The sequence below is a fragment of the Streptomyces sp. PH10-H1 genome, assembly GCF_030063355.1.
Classification (GTDB): domain Bacteria; phylum Actinomycetota; class Actinomycetes; order Streptomycetales; family Streptomycetaceae; genus Actinacidiphila.
The window spans coordinates 31,598-48,216 of record NZ_JASISZ010000006.1 but is presented as its reverse complement, the minus strand read 5'-3'; the positions used below and the strand labels follow the sequence as shown (position 1 = coordinate 48,216).

Genomic DNA, 16,619 nt, shown 5'->3' with positions numbered 1-16,619 from the left:
TACCCTGCGGGTATGGCCCTTGGGACAGCTTCCACCCGGACCGATCGCGCGGTCACCATTCGTGAGCTTCTCGCGTCCGGCGAGCGGTCGTTTTCGTTCGAGTTCGCCGCCCCGAAGACCGAGAAGGGCGAGCGGACCCTCTGGAACGCCATCCGCCGCATCGAGGCGGTGGGGCCGACGTTCGTCTCCGTGACGTACGGTGCCGGCGGCTCGTCCCGTGAGGGCACGGTCCGCGCCACCGACCGGATCGTCTCGGACACCACCCTCACCCCGGTCGCTCACCTCACCGCGGTCAACCACTCGATCGCCGAGCTGCGCAACATCATCGGGCAGTACGCCGACGCCGGGATCCGGAACATCCTCGCGGTGCGCGGCGACCCGCCCGGCGACCCGCTCGGCGAGTGGATCCAGCACCCCGAGGGGCTGCTGTACGCCGCCGACCTGGTCCGGCTGATCAAGGAGTCCGGCGACTTCTGCGTCGGCGTCGCGGCGTTCACCGAGATGCACCCGCGCTCCACCGACTGGGAGTCCGACACCCGGAACTTCGTCGACAAGTGCCGGGCCGGGGCCGACTTCGCGATCACCCAGATGTTCTTCGACGCGGACGACTACCTCCGGCTGCGCGACCGGGTGGCCGCCGCCGGCTGCGATACCCCGATCATCCCGGAGATCATGCCGGTCACGAACGTCCGGCAGATCGAGCGCTTCGCGCAGCTCGGCAACGCGCCTTTCCCGCCGGAGCTGGCGGACCGTATCCTCGCGGTGAAGGACGATCCGGCGGCGGTGCGGGCGATCGGCATCGAGTTCGCGACCGAGATGTGCCGGCGCCTGATGGCCGAGGACATCCCCGGACTGCACTTCATTACGCTTAACCATTCCACGGCGTCGCTGGAAATCTACGAGAATCTCGGTCTGCATCAGAGGTCGTGACCGCTCGTAAGGTGAGGAAGTGCGGACATGGGCTACACGGTGCTCTACATCGCGTTCGGCGTCGTCGCGCTATGGCTGCTCGGTGAGGTACTGCTGCAGTACAAGGCGCGGCTGCGCTGGCGGCTGCTCGCCTTCGCCGGTTTCCTGGGCGTGGTCGGCGGGGTCTCCCTCCGCAACGCCATCGTCATCGCCCTCGGCGCCGTCGCGTTCGGAACCGGGCAGACGTTCGTGACCCTCTCCTACCGGCGTGGCTTCTCCACCGGCTGGGCGCTGGGCGGCAGTCCGGGGTCCAGCCGCCGCCGCAAGGGCACCCGCGGTGCGGGCGCCGCCATGGCGGCCGAGCCGATCCTCGAGGTCACCCCGATCGAAGAGGTGGCCGAAGGCCCCGACCCGGCGCAGGTCTACCAGTCGATGCCGATGCTCGACGACACCGGCGAGTACGGGATCTACGACGGCCAGTCCTCCTACACCCCCGACCCGTACATCAGCAGCGGCTACGAGGGGTACGGCGCCGAGGGATACGAGGGCTGGGGCGGCGGCGAGCCCCAGCAGCCGCAGCCCGCGGCCGCCACGTACGAGGCCTACGCCTCCTGGGGCGGTCAGCAGGAGTACGACCCCGCCCACACGGCTCCGTACCAGGATCCGGGGCAGCAGCAGTACGGCCAGCAATACAGCCAGCAGTACGGCTACGACACCCCGCCCGGCGGTGTCTGGGTGCCCCAGCAGCAGTCCGCCGAACCGCCGCTCCAGGACCCGCAGCAGCAGGCGTACATCCCGCAGCAGCCACAGCCGCCGTACGAGCAGTCGCAGTACGCGGACCCGTACGATCCGTACCGCTACTGAATTCAGCCCGTCCAGGGGGCACCTCCCAGCGGTAGCTGGGGGAGTTTGAGGACAACCCGGCTACCGGTGCGGGTCCGTCCGGCGTCCCGGCGGTCACCGGCTGCCGCCCGGGCCTCCGGCGATCAGGTCGGCGACGATCGCGCCCGACATGCCGGCGTGCGCCAGCCCGCCGCCGGGGTGCGCCCAGCCACCCACGAAGTACAGCCCGGGGACCGGGGAGCGGTTGTCCGGGCGGAGATGGCCGCCGCCCGCGCCCGCCAGAGCGGGGCCCGGCACCGCCCCGCCCGGGGCGCCGGTCTCCCGCTCGGTGTCCGCAGGGGTGCGCACCTCGCGCCACAACTCCCGTTCGCGCAGGCCCGGGACGGCGGCCTCGGCGGCCTTCACGACCTGCTCGGCGAAGCCCGCGGCGACACCGGGCGCGGCCCAGTCCTCCGGGCCGGCCGTCGCTGCCACGGTGACCTGGAGGGTCACCGCCTCGTGTGATGCGTCCGGGACGGTGGACGGGTCGTCGGGGCGCAGCACCGTCACAGTCGGGGAGTCGCACGGTCCGGCGCCGGAGAAGACGGCGTCCCACTCCCGGCCCGCGTCCGCCGCATGGACGACCGTGCGGTGCACGGTGCCCTCCGGGCGGTGTCCGTGCAGGGCCAGGCACACCACGAATCTGCCGGGCGTGCTCCCCGGCCCCCGGGGCGTCGCGGTGAGCGCCGACGGCTCTCCCGGCGTGGGCAGGGGCGCGCCGGCGACCACCAGGTCGGCGTCGACCGATGCTCCGTCGGCGAGGTCGAGGCCGCAGGCCCGGCCGTCCGCGGTCTTGATACCGCGCACCTCGGCGTCGAAGTGGAACTCGACCCCGCGCGCCAGGCACCGCTCGTACACGGCGTCGGCGAGCGCCCGCATGCCGCCCTGGACGTACCAGGCACCGAAGGTCTGCTCCATGTAGGGCAGCACGACGGCGCCGGCCGGCACGGAGCGGGGGTCGAAGCCGTGGGCGAGGGCGTAGCTCTCCAGCAGGGCGGCGAGGCGCGGGTCGCGCAGCTCGCGGCCGGCGACGGAGGCGAGGGACGGGGCGGTGCGGCGGAACAGGCCGCGCCGTACGGCGGGGTACGGGTCACGGCCCAGCGCGGTGGTGTCCTCCGTCAGTGCGTCCTCCAGGAGCGGGCGGCGGGTGGCCTCCCAGACCCCCCGGGCCCGGCCCATCACCTCGCTCCAGCGCTCACCGGCGCCCGCGCCGAACGCGCCGTCCAGAGCGCTGATGACGCCCGCCCGGCTGGCGTTGGGCAGCGATACGTCCCTCCCGTCCGGGAAGAGGTGCCGGCTCGCGGGATCGACCTGCGTCAGCCCGACGCGGCTCTCCAGCGGTTCCCTGCCGGTCTTGATGAACAGATCGCGGTAGACGGCCGGCAGGTGCAGCAGGGCAGGGCCGGTGTCGAAGGTGAAGCCGTCCCGCGCGAACCTTCCGACGCCGCCGCCGTACGTCGCCGAGCGCTCGTACACCGCCACCCGGCGGCCGCCGACGGCCAGCCGGGCCGCCGTCGCCAGCGCCCCCATACCCGCCCCGATTACCGCGATCCGTGCCATGTCAGCGACTGTATCGGGCGGCACCGACAACGCCGCCCGGCAGGTCGCGTCAGATCGGCGCGGCCAGCCGCCGCTCCTCGCGCCGCGCCTTCCAGCGGCGCAGGAAGCGGCGGATCCGGGAGAACAGGAAGACCACCGTGGCGATGCCGAGCACCAGCAGGGTGCCCGCGATGATCGCGGCGGCGAGCGGATGGAAGAGCGCGAAGACGATGATCCCGGAGACGCCCAGGTCCTCGGCGAGGCTGAGGAGGATGTTGCTGGCCGGTTCCGGCGAGGTGTTGACCGCTATCCGCGTGCCGGCCTTGACGAGATGGCTGGCGAGCGCCGTCGAACCGCCCACCGCGGCGGCGGCCAGCTCCGGCAGCGAACCGTTCTGCCCGGCGAGCAGCGCCGCGACCACGGCGCCGGAGACCGGGCGGATGACGGTGTGCACCACATCCCACGCCGAGTCCACGAACGGGATCTTGTCCGCGACGGCCTCGCACAGGAACAGGATCCCGGCGACGACCAGCACATCGGGCCGCTCCAGCGCGGCGGGCACCTCGTCGGTGACCCCGGTCGCCCCCATCAGGCCGAGCAGGAACACCACGGCATAGGCGTTGATCCCGCTCGCCCAGCCGCTGGTGAACACGAGCGGAAGTACCGACATGATCCGGATCGTAGCGAATCGCTCGCCGGGGCATTGAGCGAAACCGCGCAGTCCTGAGTACTGGTACCTAGACGCGGACTTGAGTAGGAGCGCGGATGGGCCGCGGCCCTCGTTCGGGGGAAGGTAGGGGCACGGACGGACGCGGCGCCGGTACCGCCGACACGGGGCGGCGGAACGGGAGCGGTCCGGCCGCAACGGGGGCACACGGGGGAAGCGCTGTTCTGGCACGGTCCGACGGGGGATCGGGACGTGCCAGAACAGCGCACTCTCATGTCCGGACTCTCATGTCCGGACGCTCAGTACCTGGCCCTCAGCTCCTGGCCCTCACGTCCGGGCGTCCCCGCTGACCCGGCCCTGCAGCAGCCGTGACAGGGCGGAGTGCACATCGTCGATGCTGCGGTGCGACTGGAACGCCTGCCAGTCGAGCGCCGCGACCAGCACCATCCCGAAGAGCGCGGACGCGGTGAGCGGTACGTCGATCTCGTCGCTCAGCTCCCCGTTGTCCACTGCCTCGCGCAGCACCTTCTCCACCACCGCGACCGCCTCCTGGCGGACCATCATCAGCGTGTCCTGCCAGGCGCGGTTGGTACGCCACAACTCGGCGACGTACAGCTGCGTGAAGGACGGGTAGCGGGCGATGAAGGCCAGCCCGGCCCGGATCTGCGCGTCCAGGGCGTCGATCCGGGTGCCGCCGCGCGCGTCGACCTTGTCCGCCGCCTCCCGCAGGGAGACGGTGAGCAGTCCGACGCCGTGCCGCAGCAGCTCCTCGAACAGTTCGTTCTTGCTGGCGAAGTTGTAGTAGACGGTGCCCTTGGCGACGCCGGCCCGCTCGGCGATCTCCTCCACCGTGGTGGCGGAGAAGCCCTGCTCGGCGATGAGAGTGACGGCGGCCTCGTAGAGCTTCTGCCGCGTGGCCTGGCGACGTGCGGTGGTCATGGCGTTGATTCTCCCTGCCCGGGGCGGCCCCGTCTCACAGGGTCAGCTCCGGATGCAGCCGGTCCACGGTCCACACCTGCTTGCGGCGGGCCGTCACGGTGGTGAGCGCCAGCGCGCCCGCTGTGAAGGCGAGGAGCACCAGACAGGCCAGCCAGACCGGCCGGAGCCCGCCGCCGGTGATCAGATGGCGGAGCCCCTCCACGACGTAGCTCATGGGCAGGAAGGGGTGGATGGCGCCGAAGAAGCCGGGGCTGGTCTGCACCGGGTACGTGCCTCCCGCCGAGGTCAGCTGGAGCATCAGCATCGCCAGGGTGAGCACTCGTCCCGCCGGGCCGAACCGGGCGCCCAGGAACTGGATGATGGCGGCGAAGCAGCCCGCGGCGAGCAGCAGGAAGCCGATCGTGCCGGCGGCGCGGGCCATCTGCAGCCCGAGCGCCCAGTGCAGTACCGACATCAGCGCCAGCACTTGCAGCACACCGACCGCGGCCACCGGCAGCCAGCCGGCCAGCGCGATCCGCCAGGACGCGGCCCCGGCGGCGAGCGCCCGGCGGTTCAGCGGCTGGAAGAGCATGTAGCCGACCATCGCGCCGACCCACAGGGAGAGCGGGATGAAGTACGGGGCGAGCCCCTCGCCGTAAGTGTCCGCCTGGTGCAGGGCCTGGGAGGCGAGCTGTACGGGGTCGGCCATCACCGAGGTGCGCGCGTCGCGCTCCTTGGTGTCGTAGTCGGGGATCTTGTCCACCCCGTCGTGCAGCCCGGTGGCGAGCTGACCGCTGCCGGTGGAGAGCGTCGTCAGGCCGGTGGTGAGCTGGTTGCTGCCGGTCGCGAGCCGGTACATACCCCCGCTGAGGGTGTCCGCGCCGTTGGACAGGGCGCCGACGCCCTTGTCGAGGGAGTGGGCGCCGCCCGCCGCCGAGTGGGCGCCGGAGGCGACCTGGTGGGCTCCGGTGTTCAGCCGGTTGATGTTCTTGACGGCCGAGTCGATGTCGGTGGAGAGATGCGGCGCGGTGTCGGCCAGTTCCCGGGCGTAGCCCTGCAGGGTGCCCAGGTCGGTGGCCAGCTGGTCGAACGACGAGGGGCCGCCGACCTTCGCGTTGAGCCGCTCCGCCAGTGCGGCGGCCTCGGCGGTCTTGTCCACGCCCTGCTTCAGGGTCTGGCAGGCGCTGGTGCCGGGGGCGGCCGCGCACTGCTTTGTGTACTGCTGGCGCAGGAAGTCGGCGGCGGACCGGGACGCCTTGGCGGCGTCGGGAGCCAGTACGGCGATCTCGTTGAGATGGTCCTTGACGGCCTGGGAGCCGTCGGCGACGAGCCGGGAGGCCTCGCCGATCTCCCGGGTGTGGCTCTTCACGAAAGCGATCTTGTCGGAGGCGCCGTTCACCGCGTCGACGAGCCGCTGGGTGCCGGAAGCGACCTGGCCCGCGCCGCTGTCGAGCGTGTCGAGGCCGGTGGCCAGGTCACCGCTGCCCTTCTTGGCGTCCTTGAGCCTGGCGGCGAGTTGGCCCGCGCCCTGTTCTGCCTTGCGGATGCCGTCGCCGAGGTCCTTGGAGCCCTGCTCGGCGCTGCCCGCTCCGCCGGCCACGTCGTCGGCGCCCTTGGCCGCCTTCTGCGTCTGGTCGTGCAGATCGGAGAACGACACGAAGATCCGGTCGTAGAAGCCGCGTGAGGCCCCGGCCGAAGTGGCGGCCCTGACCTGCGAGAACACACTGCGCGAGAGCTGCCCGACGATGTAGTTGTTCGAGTCGTTGGTGCGCACCTGGAGGGCGCCGGTCTCCGGGTGGCCGCCCGAACTGGACGCGATCCGCTCGCTGAAGTCGGCGGGGATGGTGAGCGTCAGATAGTACGAACCGTTCTCCAGGCCCTCCGAGGCCCCGGCGGAGTCCGTCTCCTGCCAGTCGAAGGTGGCCGTGTCGTGCAGTTTGGCGGCCAGTGCGTCGCCCGCGGCGATCTTCGTACCGCCCGCGGTGGCGCCGCGGTCGGCGTTCACCAGGGCGACGGGGATCTTGTCGAGCCGCCCGTAGGGATCCCAGAAGGACCACAGGTACAGAGCGCCGTAGAGCAGCGGCAGCAGCAGGAGGGCGGCCATGGCCGCCCGCGGCAGCCGGCCCCGTCCGAACTTCTTCAGCTCAAGCGCGGCGAGTTTCGGTGTACGCATCGGCTGCCCCGTCCTCGGTCGCATCAGTGGTCGCAGCCGCGGTCGCGACGGCGGTCGGATCAGTTGTCGCAGCGGCGGATTCAGCAGGCTCAGCGGACTCGGCGGTCCTGGCGGCCGGTGCGGCCGGCCGGGCGGGGACGACGAGCGCGCCCCCGGGCGCCTGGGTGCAGACGCCGATGACGGTGGTGCCCGCGTCGGCCACGGAGCGCAGCATCGCCCAGGCCTGTTCGCGGTCGGCCTCGTCGAGCTTGTGGTCGACGTCGTCGACACCGATCACCCGCGGCCGCGGCAGCAGCGCGAGCGCCACGCCCAGCCGCAGCGCCTCCAGTCGCTCCAGATCGCGTACGGCCGTCCGCTCGCCCTTGACCAGCGAGTCCAGATCGAGCCCTGCCGCCTTCAGGGCAGCTGCCACGTCGGTGCGGTCGCGCGCGGCTCGGGCGGCGAACCGGCGCTGCAGCAGCACCCTTTCGCGCAGGTGCTCGGCCACGGTGAGCGCAGGTTCGAGAGCCGAGATCCCGTCGACGGGACCGAGTGCGCTGATACTCCGCACCGCGGGCATCCGCTTGGGCAGCGGGTGGCCGCAGACCTCCGCGCGGCCCTCGGTGGCCTTCATCCGTCCGGTGAGCGCCAGCAGCAGGCAGGTGCGGCCGGTGCCCGACGGGCCCTCGACCGCGATCAGACTTCCGGCGGGCGCGCTGAACGACACGTCCCGGAACACCCGCCCGCGCGGGCCTCGCAGCCCGTACCCCTCCGCGGTGATCACGACTCACACTCCCCTTATGAACTGACCGGTCAGTACAAAAGAAGTATGCCGCATCGCGGAAGCGGGTCCGCGGCGGGGGTCCGGGTAGGGGTGCGCTAAGGGCAATTCCGCAGGTCAGGGCCGATTGTCAGTGGTGTGCCCCACTATGTGTCGTACGAAGACAGGAGGCTCGTCATGGCTGCTCACGTAAGCGACATCCATCCCGTGCTGCGCCGGGCTGCGGCACCGCCCGCCGCCCTCGACCTGCTCACCCAGGCCCACCTCGGACTCGACGAGGCGGCCGTCCTGGAAACTCCCAACGAGCGTTACGCCACCGCCCATCTCGCCGCACTGCGAACCGCCGCCGCGGTGCTGGCGGTGCGGGGCCGTCCCGAACCGAGCCCGAGGCGCAGGAATGGGGCCTCCCCACGGCGGAGCCGGAGGGGACGTATACGCAGTGCCTGGGAGGTGCTGCCCGAGGTCGCGCCCGAACTCAGCGAGTGGAGCGCCATGTTCGAACACGGCGCCCAACGCCGGGCGCGGGCCGAGGCCGGCATAGCCGGTGCCGCCACGTGGCGGGACGCGGACGATCTGCTGCGCGCGGCCGCGATGTTCCTGCGCCTGGTGGAACGGATGCTGGTGCTCCAGCCCACGCTGCCGTCCGAACTGCGATCCGGCCTCCCGTCCGCCTTGCCGTCCGCCTTGCCACACCAGAAGGCCAATTGAGCGGCCGCTACGTGCCGCACGACTAGAGTGGAGGCGCTCGATCAACCCAGTCGTCCGCGAGGAGCCGCCCGCCATGTCCCGTGAAGGAGTGGTGGACCCGATCCGCCCCCGAGCGTCCCTCCGTACCGCCGTGGTCTGGGAAGTCCTGCGCGACGCACTCGACAGGCAGGCCACGGCCGGCGGCCGGGACGCCGGTGCGGCGCTGGACGTGCTCGACACCGGGGGCGGCACCGGAAACTTCGCGGTGCCCGTGGCGCGCCTCGGCCATCGGGTCACCGTCGTCGACCCGAGCCCCGACGCGCTGTTCGCCCTCGAGCGCCGGGCCGCCGAGGCCGGGGTGACCGACCGGGTCCGCGGCGTGCAGGGCGACACCCACGGCCTGCTCGACGTCGTCGCGCCGGGCAGCTACGACGTGGTGCTCTGCCACGGTGTGCTGGAGTACGTCGACGACCCCGCCGAGGGTGTGCGCAACGCCGTCGGAGCGCTCCGCCCGGCCGGGGCCCTCAGCCTGCTGGCCGCGGGCCGGGGCGGGGCCGTGCTGGCCCGGGCCCTCGCCGGCCACTTCGCCGAGGCCCAGCACGCCATCGGTGACCCCGACGGCCGCTGGGGCGACGGGGACTCGCTGCCCCGCCGCTTCACCGCCGAGCAGCTGACACGGCTGGTCGCCGATGTGGGCCTGCGGGTGAGCTCGGTGCACGGCGTACGGGTCTTCGCCGACCTGGTCCCGGGGGTTCTGGTGGACACCGAGCCGGGCGCCCTGGAAGCGCTGCTCAAGCTGGAACTGGCCGCGGCGGAACAGCCCGCGTTCCACTCGATCGCCACTCAACTGCACGTACTCGCCGACCGTGGCTGACCCGGCCGCCGGCGGCAGTGCCAGGAGTAGTCGGTCACAGGCCGCCCGGTCAGCCCTCCAGGACCGTATGCTGGCATGACGTAACGGCGGACGGGGAATGAAGTCCCCGTCGGATTGGCGTAGTGGGGCGGGTTTCACGGGGGCGAATCCCTGCCTATCCTTGAATAAGGGTCGGACCGGTCGCCCCCGCGACCGACGAGTAGGAGGACTCCGTGCCGCTCTCGGAGCACGAGCAGCGCATGCTCGAGCAGATGGAGCGAGCGCTGTACGCCGAAGATCCCAAGTTCGCGTCGGCGCTTGAGGGAAGCGGGCTGCGCACCTATACCCGGCGGCGCGTCTACCAAGCGGTAGCGGGCTTCCTGGTGGGTATTGCTCTGCTGATGGCTGGAATGATCAAGCAGCAGCCCTGGATCAGTGTGGTCGGATTCCTCGTCATGCTTGCCTGTGCCGTGCTCGCGGTCACTGGTTGGCGGAAGGCCGGCAAACCCGGTGAGCAGCAGCCCGCCGCAGCCGCAGGCCGTGGCCACCCCCGTCGCAGGGGCAAGGTCATGGACCGGATCGAGGAGCGCTGGCAGCGCCGCAGGGACGGGCAGGACCGCTAGCGGCCGCCGCCGGAGGTTCTCACGGCTTGAACAGGCATGGCGCGAAGGCCGGCGTATCGCGTCGGTGACCGGCCGCACCGCGGCGGTCCAGCGCTGCGTCGTGGCCGACCACTGTTCCGACAGACGCCAGATCACCCGGGCGGCCGAACGCGGCAGGACCACCGCGCGCAGCCGCCCGCGCCGCCCGGCCGCCCGGTGCAGCCCGTCCCGTACTTGGCGGACATCCGCCGCCAGCCCGGTCACCGGCCGCGGCCGGTGCGCGTACAGCACCTGTTCCACGGCGGCCGCGACACGGCCCGCTGCCTGCGCCGCCGCCTCGTCGAGTCCGCCGTCCCGCACCAGCCGGGCGGTGGCCCGGCGCGGTGTCTCGGACTCGTCGGGCAGGATCCCGTAGTCCCATGCGGTGTCGACGAGCTCCCGCCAGGCCGTGAGCGTCCTGGCGCCCTCCTCTTGGCCCCGCCCGCCGCCGAGCCGCCGGGACCGCTCACGGCGGCGCCACAGCAGCGGCAGCAGGGGCACCCCGAGTACCAGCAGCACCGGCAGGGCGATACCGGCCAGCCGGGCGAGGCTGATCCCGGAGCCGGTCGGCCCGCTGCCGGTGTCCTGCCCGAGCGGGGTGCAGTCGCCCAGCGCCTTGTCCTTGACCGAGCAGCTCGCCGAGGCGGAGGCACCGGCGCTCGGAGCGGCGCTCTTGCCGTGGTCCGGGACGGACGGGCCGCCGCCGGTGGCCGGTGGCTGGTCCACCGTGTAGTTGGGGGCGGTGCCGCGGAACGGGGTGGGCTCGAAGCGGGTCCAGCCGATGCCCTCGAAGTACAGCTCGGGCCAGGCGTGGGCGTCCTTGAGCCCCACCGAGACCGTACCGTCGGACCGGGGCCCGTTGCCCGGTGCGAAGCCGACCGCGACCCGGGCCGGGATGTGCAGGGTGCGCGCCATCGCCGCCATGGTGAAGGCGAAATGAATGCAGAACCCCTGCTTGTCCTTGAGGAACCGGGAGATGGCGTCGACGCCGGTGCCCGACTTCACCTGGGTGCTGTACAGGAAGTTCCCGGAGTGGAAGTACCGCTGCAGGGCCACGGCCTGCTCGTACGGGTTCGCCGCGCCCCGGGTCACCTGTGCCGCGGTTCTGCTCACCACCTCGGGCAGCGAGTCGGGGACCCGGGTGTACTCCTCCTTGAACGCGGAGGCCGGTTCCGGGGCCTCGGCCAGCTGCGCGGCCGTCGGCTGCACCTGCAGGCTCGTGACCTTGTACTTCACGCCCCTGGTGTTCTGATTGCGGTCACCGATGACCGTGCGCCCCTCCTTGTCGAACCGCCAGTGGCCGCCGACCTGCAGCTTTTCGGCGGGATAGGGGAGCGGCAGCCAGCTCTGCGCGTAGTCCCCGTCCGCGGCGACCGAGGTGATGATCTCGGTGGCCTTTATGTCGGGGCCCAGGCCGGCCGGTGCCGGGAACACGTCGGGGATGTCGGACAGCGGGTGCTCGGCGGCCCTCCACTGCGTACCGTCGAACTGGTCGAGGGCGACGATGCGCAGGTACATGTCCGACGTGCTGGGCGCGTTCGTACGGTAGGTGAGGACCTCGCGGTTCTCCGCCTGCTTGAGGTTGTTCTGCAGTGCCACCACCGGGTTGACCGAGTTGGAACCGACGTTGATGCCGGGCCCCGATCCGCCGGCCGCCGCGTCCAGCAGCCCGTTGCCCAGCGAGGGCAGAACGGCGGGCGCGATCAGCGCGATGCCCAGGGCCATCGCCCCGATCCGGCGGCCGGTGCGCACCGGTGCCATGGCCGAGCCCTCGGCCCGTATCCCGGAACCGCCCGTCCAGCCGGTCGACGGCGGCCCGCCGCCGAAGACCCTGCCCCACCGCGACAGCCGGTCCCGGCCCTCGGCGAGGAGCAGCAGCAGATAGCCGCCCGCGGCGATCAGGAACCACAGCCAGCGGCTGCCGCCGCCCGCAAGACCGGCCGCGACGGAGTACAGCGCGAGCAGCGGCAGTCCCGCCGGAGCGGCGCTGCCGTACGTCACCGCCAGCGCGTCCACGGCCAGCGCGATCACCAGCACGCCGCCGACCAGCAGCAGCCGGATGCCCGGGGTCACCGGAGCGGGGATGGCGAACTGGCTGACGTCGCGCAGGCCGTCGCTGAGCAGACGGCCGAGCCCCGCGAACGCCTTGGGGCCGGGCAGGACGCCTCCCACCGCCTTCTTCGAGACGAACATCAGGGTCAGTATCAGCAGGGTGACCAGGGCCTGTGCCAGCACTGTCAGCGGCCTGGGCAGCGGCACCCGCCGGGCCAGTGCGCCGACGGTGGACTGGAGTGCGACCAGGAACGCGGCCTGCAGGATCCAGCCGGTCGGGGTCGCCAGCGGCAGCAGCGAGCAGGCCGCCATGATCGAGGCGGCCGCCGCGCAGACCGTCAGCCGTGCGCGTCCGCTCATGGCGTCACCCCCGCCTCTTCGCGCGAGCGGTAGCGGTCCGCCAGCTGCCACAGCGCGGGCAGTCCCTCGCCCGGCGGCACCGGCAGAACCGTCCAGCCGGCCTCGCGCAGCATCCGCACGGCCCGCCGCCCGCCGCTGTCCGCCGGCTGCGGCCCGTCGCCACCGGAACCGGAGGCGCCACCGGAACCGGCACCGGAGGCGGAGGAGGCGGAACCAGAAGCGGAACCGGCACCGGACCCGGGGCCGGCCGCCGGCTCGTCCGGGAGATACGCGTCCGCGCTGTCACGGGAGGCCCACGCCGCGCTGTCCAGGACGAACGCGACCGCGCCGCCGGCCCGCTGCCGCATCCGTCCGGCGATCGCTGCCTGCTCCTCGTCCAGATCCCCGAGGAACGCCACCAACAGGCCCTCGCTGCCGACCCGCAGGACGTCGTACGCCCGCGAGAACCCGCCGCCGTCCGAGTGCTCCAGCACCGCGAGGGTGTCGAGCAGCACCCCGGCGGTGTCCGAGGAGTCGCCGCCGCCACCGCCTTCCGGCCCCGGAACGCTGGTGCCGGTGTCGGTCAGCAGCCGTACCGAGTAGCCGCGCTCCAGCATGTGGGTCGAGACCGAGGCCGCCCCGGAGACCGCCCACTCGAAGGCCGAGTCGGGGCCCGCCCCATAGAAGGCGAGCCGCCGGGTGTCCACCAGCACGGTGCAGCGGGCCCGGTGCGGCTGCTCCTCGCGGCGCACCATCAGCTCGCCGTACTTCGCGGTGGAGCGCCAGTGCACCCGCCGCAGATCGTCGCCGTGCCGGTAGCCGCGCGGGATCACATCGTCCTCGCCGGCCAGCGACAGCGCGCGGGTACGGCTGTCGCCGTAGCCGGACGCCTCACCCGCGAGCCGGACCGGAGGCAGCGGTTCCACCTTCGGCACCACGGTCAGGGTGTCGTACGCGCTGAAGGACCGGGTCAGTTCGCACATCCCGAAGGGATCCGTCAGACGCAGTTGCAGCGGCCCCAGCGGATAGCGGCCGCGCAGGTCCGAGCGCACCCGGTAGGACACCTCGCGGTGCCCGCCGGGCTCCACCCGGTCCAGCACGAAGCGCGGCCGCGGTCCGAGCACGTACGGCACCCGGTCCTGCAGCATCAGCAGCCCGGTCGGGATGCGAGAGACATTGTCCACCCGCAAATGCACCCGCGCCTCGGACATCGCGGGCACCCGCGACGGCGCGAGCCGCCGGCTGCCCGCCACCCGGTACCGGGTGCGGTACAGCACCGCGACGCACACCAGCGGCAGGACGGCCAGCAGCAGCCCGACCCGCAGCAGGTCCTGCTGGCCCAGGACGTACGCGCAGACGGCCGCCGCGGCTCCCGCCGCGAGGAAGGACCGCCCGCGCGTGGTGAGCCCCGACAGCGCCGTCCGGAACCCTCCGCCGGCCTCCGGGTCGGCGGACATCACACGCTCCGCGCGCCGGGCGGCTGGGAGCCCTGCGGCCGGCGCCAGTGCTGCGCGGCCGCGGCCGCGGACGGGTCGGGCACGGGCGTGCGCTGCAGGATTTCGGTGACGACCTGCTCGGGCGTACGGCGGTTCAGCTGCGCCTGCGCGGTCGGCAGCAGCCGGTGCGCCAGTACCGCGGGGGCGAGCGTCTGGATGTCGTCGGGCAGGACGAAGTCCCGTCCGTCCAGCGCCGCGGAGGCGCGGGCCGCCCGCACCAGGTGCAGCGTCGCGCGCGGTGAGGCGCCCAGCCGCAGATCGGGGTGGTGGCGAGTGGCGCCGATCAGGGCCACGGCATAGCGCCGCACCGGGTCCGACACATGCACCGTCCGCACCGCTTCGATCAGTTTGACGATCTCGTGGGCGTGCGCAACCGGCTGCAGATCGTCCAGCGGCGGCGTGCCGCCGTGCACATCGAGCATCTGCAGTTCGGCCTCCGGGCTCGGGTAGCCGATCGACACCCGGGCCATGAAGCGGTCGCGTTGCGCCTCGGGCAGCGGATACGTGCCCTCCATCTCCACCGGGTTCTGGGTGGCGATGACCATGAAGGGGTTGGGCAGTTCGTACGTGGTGCCGTCGATGGTGACCTGCCGCTCCTCCATCGACTCCAGCAGCGCCGACTGGGTCTTCGGCGAGGCCCGGTTGATCTCGTCCCCGACCACGATCTGCGCGAAGATCGCCCCCGGCTTGAACTCGAAGTCCCGCCGCTGCTGGTCGAAGACGCTCACTCCGGTGATGTCGGAAGGCAGCAGGTCGGGCGTGAACTGGATACGCCGCACCGAGCAGTCGATGGACCGCGCGAGCGCCTTGGCCAGCATCGTCTTCCCGACCCCCGGCACGTCCTCGATCAGGAGGTGCCCCTCTGCCAGCATTACGGTCAGCGAAAGCCGTACGACCTCGGGCTTGCCCTCGATCACGTTCTCCACCGACCGGCGCACCCGCTCCGCCGTCGTGGTCAGATCGCTGAGGCTTGCTCGCGCGTCATAGGTCGTCACCCGGTTCTCCTCGGCCTGTTCATAGGGAACGGCCATCCCTGGACCGGCCCCTCCCCGAATGCGGGCCGGCCGCCCGCCGTGAAGGGCGAGGCGGCGCCGCACGATGCATTGTTCCCTTCAACAGCGTCCCGCGTCACTCGCCTGCCGTTACTTGGCCGTGATTTCCCGCATCAGACCGGTGTGGACGTCGAAGACAAACCCGCGCACATCGTCCGTGTAGGCCAGGAACGGGGACGTACGCACCCGCGCCATCGACTGGCGAACGTCCTGGTCGATGTCGGTGAACGCCTCGACCGACCAGGTCGGCCGCTGGCCGACCTCGTGCTCCAGTTCGGTCCTGAAGTCCTCGGTGATGGTCTCCAGACCGCAGTTGGTGTGGTGGATGAGAATGACGGAGCGGGTGCCCAGCGCCCGCTGGCTGATGGTCAGCGAACGGATCGTGTCGTCGGTGACGACGCCGCCCGCGTTGCGGATGGTGTGGCAGTCGCCGAGGTCGAGGCCGAGCGCGGCGTGCAGGTCGAGGCGGGCGTCCATGCAGGCGACGACGGCGACCCCCAGGACCGGCCGGGCGTCCATGCCGGGGTCGTGGAAGGCGACCGCGTAGCGATGGTTGGCGCCGACGAGCCGGTCGATGACGGAGACGGACGCGGGGCCGGACCCGGCGGCGGACGCGGGGCCGGACCCGCCGGCGGACTCGGGACCGGACCCGGCGGCGGACTCGGGGTCCGGCTCGGATGGCTGCGCTGCGGATATCGACATGTGAATGACGGTAGAGGGCGCGAGCCCGTCCCACCTGCTGTGAGGTCGGGTAAAAGCCGGTCAATTGGCTGTGATGTGAGCTAACCCACAAGCGTCACATCGCTCACCACCGCGGGTGAGGCGCGCGGACCGCTGCTTGCGTTGACCGTGGGGCTTAGTGGAGTAAAGTGGCGCGAAATGGGGTCTCCCCGCCGCAGGCAGGGGCAGGGCTTCTTCTTGACAGGGATGACTCGACCGGTGTCCGACAGGTTCCGGCAGGGCCCGGCCGCGGGAGGTGTGGATGTTCCTCGGAACGTACGCGCCGCGACTCGACGACAAGAGCCGTCTCGTCCTGCCGGCCAAGTTCCGGGACCAGCTCGCGCAGGGCCTGGTGATCACCAAGGGGCAGGAGCGCTGCCTGTACGTATGGCCGCTGCGCGGATTCCGGGCCGTCACCGAGGAACTGCGCCGGGCTCCCCTGACGTCCAAGGCCGCGAGGGACTACATGCGGGTGCTCTTCGCCGGGGCCACCGACGAGATGCCCGACAAGCAGGGCCGGATCAGCGTCCCGCAGCCGTTGCGGGAGTACGCGGGACTTGACCGGGACTGCGCGGTCATCGGCGCCAACACCCGGGTGGAGGTGTGGTCCGCCCGGGCCTGGGACCGGTACCTGGCCGCGCAGGAAGACACCTTTTCGGCCCTGTCCGAGGAGGTTCCGACCGGATTACTGTGACCCCGGCCCCTCCTCGCAACGTCACCACGGTGTACGTATGGCTCGGCCTCCTCCCGCTCTCCGGCTCCACTGGCACTACTTCCCCGGCGCCAGAGGGCCACTTCCCTCCCGAGCGGGCGGGGACCAAGTCCTACGTCTGAAGAGTCGAAGATCCGAGAAGGGCCCCATGAGCGCCGTCCCCGTCCCGCCGTCCGAGCCGCATGGCGCCCCCGCGGACCCCGCCGCCACCCCCGCTCT

The 16,619-nt window shown here is 72.1% G+C and carries 14 protein-coding genes and 1 pseudogene; 6 read left to right on the top strand and 9 right to left on the bottom strand.

Annotation, left to right across the window (positions count from 1 at the left end; translation table 11 throughout):
- The first annotated feature begins 12 nt into the window (after positions 1–12).
- Together metF and QMK24_RS06075 are read left to right on the top strand one after the other, a co-directional pair.
- The gene (metF, locus tag QMK24_RS06080; protein ID WP_283464115.1) at positions 13–930 is read left to right on the top strand and encodes a methylenetetrahydrofolate reductase [NAD(P)H]; all 918 of its coding nucleotides are present in this window, start codon (positions 13–15) and stop codon (positions 928–930) included.
- A 27-nt stretch (positions 931–957) separates the two neighbouring features.
- The gene (locus QMK24_RS06075; RefSeq protein WP_283464114.1) at positions 958–1,773 is read left to right on the top strand and encodes a hypothetical protein; all 816 of its coding nucleotides are present in this window, start codon (positions 958–960) and stop codon (positions 1,771–1,773) included.
- Positions 1,774–1,866: 93 nt separating this feature from the next.
- On the opposite strand, the gene QMK24_RS06070 is transcribed toward QMK24_RS06075, so the two are convergent.
- The 5 genes from QMK24_RS06070 to QMK24_RS06050 form a co-directional block, all read right to left on the bottom strand.
- The gene (locus tag QMK24_RS06070) at positions 1,867–3,351 is read right to left on the bottom strand and encodes a phytoene desaturase family protein (protein ID WP_283464113.1); all 1,485 of its coding nucleotides are present in this window, start codon (positions 3,349–3,351) and stop codon (positions 1,867–1,869) included.
- A gap of 49 nt (positions 3,352–3,400) precedes the next feature.
- Positions 3,401–4,000 (bottom strand): DUF4126 domain-containing protein, encoded by a 600-nt coding sequence (locus QMK24_RS06065; RefSeq protein ID WP_283464112.1) that lies wholly within the window; start codon positions 3,998–4,000, stop codon positions 3,401–3,403.
- A 324-nt stretch (positions 4,001–4,324) separates the two neighbouring features.
- Positions 4,325–4,936: a TetR/AcrR family transcriptional regulator gene (locus QMK24_RS06060; protein WP_283464111.1), complete on the bottom strand. Its 612-nt coding sequence runs from the start codon at positions 4,934–4,936 to the stop codon at positions 4,325–4,327.
- A gap of 34 nt (positions 4,937–4,970) precedes the next feature.
- Positions 4,971–7,088: a YhgE/Pip family protein gene (locus QMK24_RS06055; protein ID WP_283464110.1), complete on the bottom strand. Its 2,118-nt coding sequence runs from the start codon at positions 7,086–7,088 to the stop codon at positions 4,971–4,973.
- Complete coding sequence (locus QMK24_RS06050) at positions 7,060–7,851, bottom strand: ATP-binding cassette domain-containing protein (RefSeq protein ID WP_283464109.1); 792 nt, start codon at positions 7,849–7,851, stop codon at positions 7,060–7,062. Before QMK24_RS06050 ends, QMK24_RS06055 begins: the two co-directional genes overlap by 29 nt.
- 174 nt (positions 7,852–8,025) lie before the next feature.
- Between QMK24_RS06050 and QMK24_RS06045 the strand changes: the two genes are divergently transcribed.
- The 3 genes from QMK24_RS06045 to QMK24_RS06035 all read left to right on the top strand — a co-directional run bounded on the left by QMK24_RS06045 (position 8,026) and on the right by QMK24_RS06035 (position 10,011).
- Entirely contained in the window at positions 8,026–8,556 is a 531-nt protein-coding gene (locus QMK24_RS06045; RefSeq protein ID WP_283464108.1) for an SAV_6107 family HEPN domain-containing protein, read from the top strand.
- A gap of 88 nt (positions 8,557–8,644) precedes the next feature.
- Positions 8,645–9,409, top strand: coding sequence for a methyltransferase (locus QMK24_RS06040; protein ID WP_283464278.1), 765 nt, complete (start codon positions 8,645–8,647; stop codon positions 9,407–9,409).
- A 212-nt stretch (positions 9,410–9,621) separates the two neighbouring features.
- On the top strand, positions 9,622–10,011 hold the full coding sequence (locus QMK24_RS06035; RefSeq protein ID WP_283464277.1) for an SCO2097 family morphological protein: 390 nt from the start codon (positions 9,622–9,624) through the stop codon (positions 10,009–10,011).
- Between the two features lie 39 nt (positions 10,012–10,050).
- On the opposite strand, the pseudogene QMK24_RS06030 reads toward QMK24_RS06035, so the two are convergent.
- From QMK24_RS06030 to QMK24_RS06015, 4 genes and pseudogenes are all read right to left on the bottom strand, one after another.
- A pseudogene (locus tag QMK24_RS06030) lies at positions 10,051–12,441 on the bottom strand (transglutaminase TgpA family protein); the annotation flags it as partial.
- On the bottom strand, positions 12,438–13,877 hold the full coding sequence (locus QMK24_RS06025; RefSeq protein ID WP_283464106.1) for a DUF58 domain-containing protein: 1,440 nt from the start codon (positions 13,875–13,877) through the stop codon (positions 12,438–12,440). The pseudogene QMK24_RS06030 and the gene QMK24_RS06025, both read right to left, overlap by 4 nt.
- On the bottom strand, positions 13,877–14,911 hold the full coding sequence (locus QMK24_RS06020; protein WP_283464276.1) for an AAA family ATPase: 1,035 nt from the start codon (positions 14,909–14,911) through the stop codon (positions 13,877–13,879). The genes QMK24_RS06025 and QMK24_RS06020 overlap by 1 nt, the downstream gene beginning before the upstream one ends.
- Before the next feature lie 147 nt (positions 14,912–15,058).
- Entirely contained in the window at positions 15,059–15,670 is a 612-nt protein-coding gene (locus QMK24_RS06015) for a beta-class carbonic anhydrase (RefSeq protein ID WP_283464105.1), read from the bottom strand.
- 280 nt (positions 15,671–15,950) lie between these two features.
- On the opposite strand from QMK24_RS06015, the gene mraZ reads away from it, so the two are divergent.
- Complete coding sequence (gene mraZ / locus QMK24_RS06010) at positions 15,951–16,382, top strand: division/cell wall cluster transcriptional repressor MraZ (protein ID WP_283464104.1); 432 nt, start codon at positions 15,951–15,953, stop codon at positions 16,380–16,382.
- The last annotated feature ends 237 nt before the right edge of the window (positions 16,383–16,619 follow it).